Raw genomic sequence first — 5,018 nt, 5'->3', positions numbered from 1 at the left:
AGGAGCCGTGGATCAGGAACGTCTCCAGCCCGGCCCCGCAGCAGCCGGCCCCGCAGCAGGGTCCGCCGCAGCAGGCGCGGCAGCACGTAGGGCAGCCGGTGCCGCAGCAGTACGCGCCGCAGCCTCCGCGGGGCGAAGCCCCTGCGCACGGCGGCGCGCCGCAGCAGGGGGGCGCCCCGCTCCACGGCGACCACCGCAACCCGACCACGTTCCACCAGTTCTCGCTGGGCCGGGTGGTGCGGATCGGCCGTGCGCTGGAGAACGAACTGGTCGTCTCCGACCTCCAGGTCTCCCGCCACCACGCGGAGTTCCGCTCCACCCCCGACGGCCGCTTCGAGATCCGCGACCTCGGCAGCCACAACGGCACGTACGTCAACGGCCAGCCGCTGCCCAAGTCGGGCACGGCGGTCATCGGACCCGAGGACATCGTCGGCGTCGGCCACTCGACCTTCCGGGTGGTGGGCGACCGGCTCGAGGAGTTCGTCGACACCGGTGAGGTCTCCTTCTCCGCCCGCCATCTGACCGTCAAGGTCGACGGCGGCAAGGTGATCCTCAACAACGTCACCTTCGGCGTGCCCGAGAAGTCCCTGGTGGCCGTCATCGGCCCGTCCGGCTCCGGCAAGTCCACACTGCTGCGCGCCCTGACCGGCTACCGCCCGGCCGACATCGGCGAGGTCCTCTACGACAACCGGGACCTCTACAAGCAGTTCGCCGAGCTGCGCCAGCGCATCGGCCTGGTCCCGCAGGACGACATCCTCCACAAGGAGCTGACCGTCCGCACCGCCCTGCGCTACGCCGCCAAGCTGCGCTTCCCCGGCGACGTGGCCGAAGCCGAGCGCAACGCCCGGATCGAGGAGGTGCTGGCCGAGCTCAAGCTCGACATCCACGCGGGCAAGAAGATCACCTCCCTCTCCGGCGGCCAGCGCAAGCGCGTCTCGGTCGCCCTGGAACTGCTCACCAAACCGTCGCTGATCTTCCTGGACGAGCCGACCTCCGGCCTGGACCCGGGCATGGACCGCGACGTGATGAAGCTGCTGCGGGAGCTGGCCGACGACGGCCGCACCGTGCTGGTGGTCACCCACTCCGTCGCCGAGCTGGCGCTGTGCGACCGCGTCCTGGTGATGGCGCCCGGCGGCGGCGTGGCCTACTTCGGCCCGCCCGAGGAGGCCCTGAACTTCTTCGGCTACGAGAGCTGGGCGGACGTCTTCTCGGCCTTCGAGAACTACCGCGACTACGACTGGATCGGCCGCTGGCAGGGCTCGCAGCACTACCGTCTCTACGCCGCCGACCTCGACACCGCCGCTCCGCAGCAGGCACACCCCCCGTACGCGCAGCACGCGGCGCCCCCCGCGCCGGCGTCCCGGCCGCCCAAGCCGCAGAGCTGGGGATCCCAGTTGTGGACCCTCACCCGGCGCTACATGTCGGTCATCGCCTCCGACAAGGGCTTCCTCGCACTGATGGTCATCCTGCCCGTGATCCTGGGCGTGGTCAGCACGGTGATCCCCACCGACCACGGCCTCACGCGCAACCCCGAGGGCTTCAACCAGCACGCCGGCACCATCCTGCTGATCCTCGCGGTCGGCATGTGCCTGTCCGGTGCGGCCAACTCGGTGCGCGAGCTGGTCAAGGAACGCGTCATCTACGAGCGCGAACGGGCCACCGGCCTGTCCAGGTCCGCCTACCTGATGTCCAAGGTGATCGTCCTCGGGATGATCACCGCCTTCCAGGGTGTGATCATCTGCGCCATCGGCTTCTCGGTGCGCGAACTGCCCGAAGAGGGCCTGATCATGCCCACGGCCGTCGAGCTGTGCGTGGGGATCATCGCCTTCGGCCTCACCTCCATGATGGTCGGCCTGGTGATCTCCTCCCTGGTGAAGACCTCCGAGATGACCATGCCCCTGCTGGTGGGCTTCGCGATCGTCCAGCTCGTCTTCACCGGTGTCCTCTTCCAGGTCTTCGACGCGCCCGGCATCGAGCAGGTCGCCTGGCTGATGCCCTCGCGATGGGCGGTCGCGGCCACCGGAGCCACCGTCGACCTCTCCCGCACCATGGCCCCCTGGGACCGCGAGAACCCCACCAACCTCGACCCGCTGTGGGAGCACAGCACGGGGGTGTGGGTGATGGACATGCTGATCCTGCTCGCCATCGGCGTCGCCTGCGGTTTCGCGGTGGCCCGCCTGCTGCGCCGCCACGAGCCGGAGGTCATGCGCAAGTAACCGCGCGACCGCGCGACCCCCGCTCCGAACGCCCCGCCCCGCCTGGAGGATCCGGCGGGGCGGGGCGTTCGCGGCGGAAGGCCCGCGAGAGCCGCCGGACCGCCGGACGGCGGCGCGCCCGCCCCGCCCTGGCCGCGGTGCGTTCCGGCCCGCGCACCCCGCTCCGGTTCCGCCGCCGGTCCTACGACCACCGCCCGGTCCTCCCCGGTGCGGTGGGCCGATCCACCCCGCGAACCCCCGCCGGTACCGTGACCGCATGCTCCCGAGAACCGGGCTGGCGGCCGTCAGCGCCGCCCTGCTCGCCATGAACCGCCGCCTGGAGGTCCGCGAGGTCCTGCAGACCATCACGACCTCCGCGCGCGAGCTGCTGGACGCCGAGTACGCCGCCCTCGGAGTCCCCGACGACCACGGCGGCTTCGCCCAGTTCGTGGTGGCCGGGGTCAGCGACGAGAGGTGGCGGGCGATCGGACCGCTGCCCCGCCAGCACGGCATCCTCGCGGCCATGCTGCGCGACGCCTCCCCGCAGCGGCTCGCCGACGTCCGCCGGGACCCGCGCTTCGAGGGCTGGCCCGACGCCCACCCGGAGCTGGCCGACTTCATCGGCATGCCGGTCGCCGACGGCGAGGAGGTCCTCGGGGCGCTCTTCCTCGCCAACAAGCGGTGCGAGAGCCCCGGCGGAGGCTGCGGTTTCACCGGGGAGGACGAGGAACTGCTGCGCCTGCTCGCCGAGCACGCCGCCATCGCGCTGACCAACGCCCGCCTCTACGAGCGCAGCCGCGAGCTGACCATCGCCGGGGAGCGCGCCCGCATCGCCCACGAACTGCACGACGCGGTCTCCCAGAAGCTGTTCTCCCTGCGCCTGACCGCACAGGCCGCCACCGCCCTGGTCGGCCGCGACCCGGACCGCGCCAGGGAGGAGCTGCGCCGGGTCGCCGGGCTGGCGGCCGAGGCCGCCGACGAACTGCGGGCCGCCGTCGTCGAGCTGCGTCCCGCCGCCCTGGAGGAGGACGGGCTGGTCGCCGCCCTGCGCAGCCAGGTACAGGTCCTGGACCGGGCGCACAGCGCCCGTGTCGTCCTCGACGCGGAGGGTGTGCGGGCGCTGCCGGCCGCCCAGGAGGAGGCGCTGCTGCGGGTGGCGCAGGAGGCCCTGCACAACGCCCTGCGCCACTCCGGCGCCCGGCGCGTCGCCGTCTCCCTCGCCCGCCGCGGCACCGGCGCGGTGCTGCGGGTGGCCGACGACGGAAGCGGCTTCGACCCCTCGGCGGTCCGCCGCGCGGGCCGCCGCCTGGGCCTGGTGTCGATGCGCGACCGGGCGGACGGGGTCGGCGGCACGCTGAGGGTGGACTCGGAGCCCGGCCGGGGCACCGTGATCGAGATGGAGGTGCCCGGTGGCTGACGCGACCGCCGAGGTGATCAGGGTCCTGCTGGTGGACGACCACCAGGTCGTACGCCGGGGACTGCGTACGTTCCTGGAGGTCCAGGACGACATAGAGGTGGTCGGCGAGGCCGCCGACGGGGCGGAGGGCGTGGCCCGCGCCGAGGAACTGCGGCCCGACGTCGTCCTGATGGACCTCAGGATGCCCGGCACCGACGGGGTCGAGGCGCTGCGCACGCTGCGCGGACTGGACAACCCCGCCCGGGTGCTGGTCGTCACCAGCTTCACCGAGCAGCGCACCGTCGTCCCCGCCCTGCGCGCGGGTGCCGCCGGTTACGTCTACAAGGACATCGACCCCGACGCCCTGGCCGCGGCCATCCGCTCGGTGCACGCCGGGCACGTCCTGCTGCAGCCCGAGGTCGCCCGGGCCCTGCTCAGCCAGGAGGGGACCGGTGGCGGGCCGGGCCGGGGCACCTCCCTGACCGAACGGGAGCGAGAGGTGCTCGCGCTGATAGCCGACGGACGCTCCAACCGGGAGATCGCACGGCATCTGGTGCTGTCCGAGAAGACCGTCAAGACGCACGTGTCCAACATCCTCATGAAGCTGGACCTCGCCGACCGCACCCAGGCGGCGCTGTGGGCCGTACGGCACGGGATGGCCGGCTGACGGGCGGGCACCACCCGTCAGCCGGCCGGGCGCCCGCCCCGTGCCCTCCGGGCCGGCACGGTATGCCACACGGCGGAAATCCATGCCTAAATTCATACGAACGTGTGGACGTCGCCGGTGCGGCGTGTCGCGATCGGCCCCGGCCCGTTCTCCAGTGCGTGCCGCGGCGACCGGCCGCGGCGAACGCTAGGAGGATCGAGAAGTGAAGAACCTCAAGAGGATCACCGCCGTCGCGATGGTGGCCGGCGGGCTCGTCGCCGCCGGCGCGGGCGCGGCCTCTGCCAGCTCGGGCGCGCAGGGCGCCGCCGCCTACTCGCCCGGCGTCGGCTCGGGCAACGTGATCCAGGTGCCCGTCCACGTGCCGGTCAACGTCTGCGGCAACACCGTCACCGTCATCGGCCTGCTGAACCCGGCCTTCGGCAACGCCTGCGCCAACGCCTGAGCGTCACCGGCGGGCGCGGCGGGCGGCTCCGCCCGCGCCCGCCCGCACGGCCGGCCTCCCGGGCCCGACCGGGAGGCCGGCCCCCGCGCTCAGCCCCGCTCGCGCTCCTCCACGTACGCGTTGTACGCGGCCACCACCGCCCGCCTGGCCGTACGCTCCACCGGGCGCAGAGCCTCGCCCCGCGCCGCCATCGCCCCCGCGCTCACCGCACCGCCGTGGTCCGGCCCGCCCGCGATCTCCACCAGCGCCCCCACCCGCTGCGCCAGCTCCAGAACGCGTACCGCGCGCGGCGGATAGCCCGGCGCCAGCAGCCGGCGG

4 protein-coding genes and 1 pseudogene are annotated in these 5,018 nt (G+C 73.4%); 4 read left to right on the top strand and 1 reads right to left on the bottom strand.

The features are described 5' to 3' along the window. From ACLIYP_RS29040 to ACLIYP_RS29025, 4 genes are all read left to right on the top strand, one after another. Nucleotides 1-2,216 (top strand): ABC transporter ATP-binding protein/permease (locus ACLIYP_RS29040; RefSeq protein WP_412716065.1); only part of this gene is annotated, 2,216 nt, incomplete at its 5' end. A 256-nt stretch (nt 2,217-2,472) separates the two neighbouring features. Then, complete coding sequence (locus tag ACLIYP_RS29035) at nt 2,473-3,612, top strand: GAF domain-containing sensor histidine kinase (protein ID WP_412716064.1); 1,140 nt, start codon at nt 2,473-2,475, stop codon at nt 3,610-3,612. Beyond that, complete coding sequence (locus ACLIYP_RS29030; protein ID WP_412716063.1) at nt 3,605-4,258, top strand: response regulator; 654 nt, start codon at nt 3,605-3,607, stop codon at nt 4,256-4,258. The genes ACLIYP_RS29035 and ACLIYP_RS29030 overlap by 8 nt, the downstream gene beginning before the upstream one ends. A 235-nt stretch (nt 4,259-4,493) precedes the next feature. Continuing rightward, a complete protein-coding gene (locus tag ACLIYP_RS29025; protein ID WP_093655855.1) occupies nt 4,494-4,700 on the top strand; it encodes a chaplin in 207 nt (68 codons plus the stop codon). 89 nt (nt 4,701-4,789) lie between these two features. On the opposite strand, the pseudogene ACLIYP_RS29020 reads toward ACLIYP_RS29025, so the two are convergent. Then, nucleotides 4,790-5,018: pseudogene (locus ACLIYP_RS29020) on the bottom strand (hypothetical protein); the annotation flags it as partial.

It is taken from the genome of Streptomyces nanhaiensis, assembly GCF_046614825.1.
Taxonomy (GTDB): Bacteria; Actinomycetota; Actinomycetes; order Streptomycetales; family Streptomycetaceae; genus Streptomyces; species Streptomyces radiopugnans.
Note: the sequence above shows the minus strand (reverse complement) of the source record. Positions and strands in the feature narration are given on the sequence as shown.

Bases quoted from the DNA above. Each gene is read 5' to 3' on its own strand.
- ACLIYP_RS29025 (WP_093655855.1), top strand. From the start codon at position 4,494: ATGGTGGCCGGCGGGCTCGTCGCCGCCGGCGCGGGCGCGGCCTCTGCC.
- ACLIYP_RS29035 (WP_412716064.1), top strand. From the start codon at position 2,473: ATGCTCCCGAGAACCGGGCTGGCGGCCGTCAGCGCCGCCCTGCTCGCC.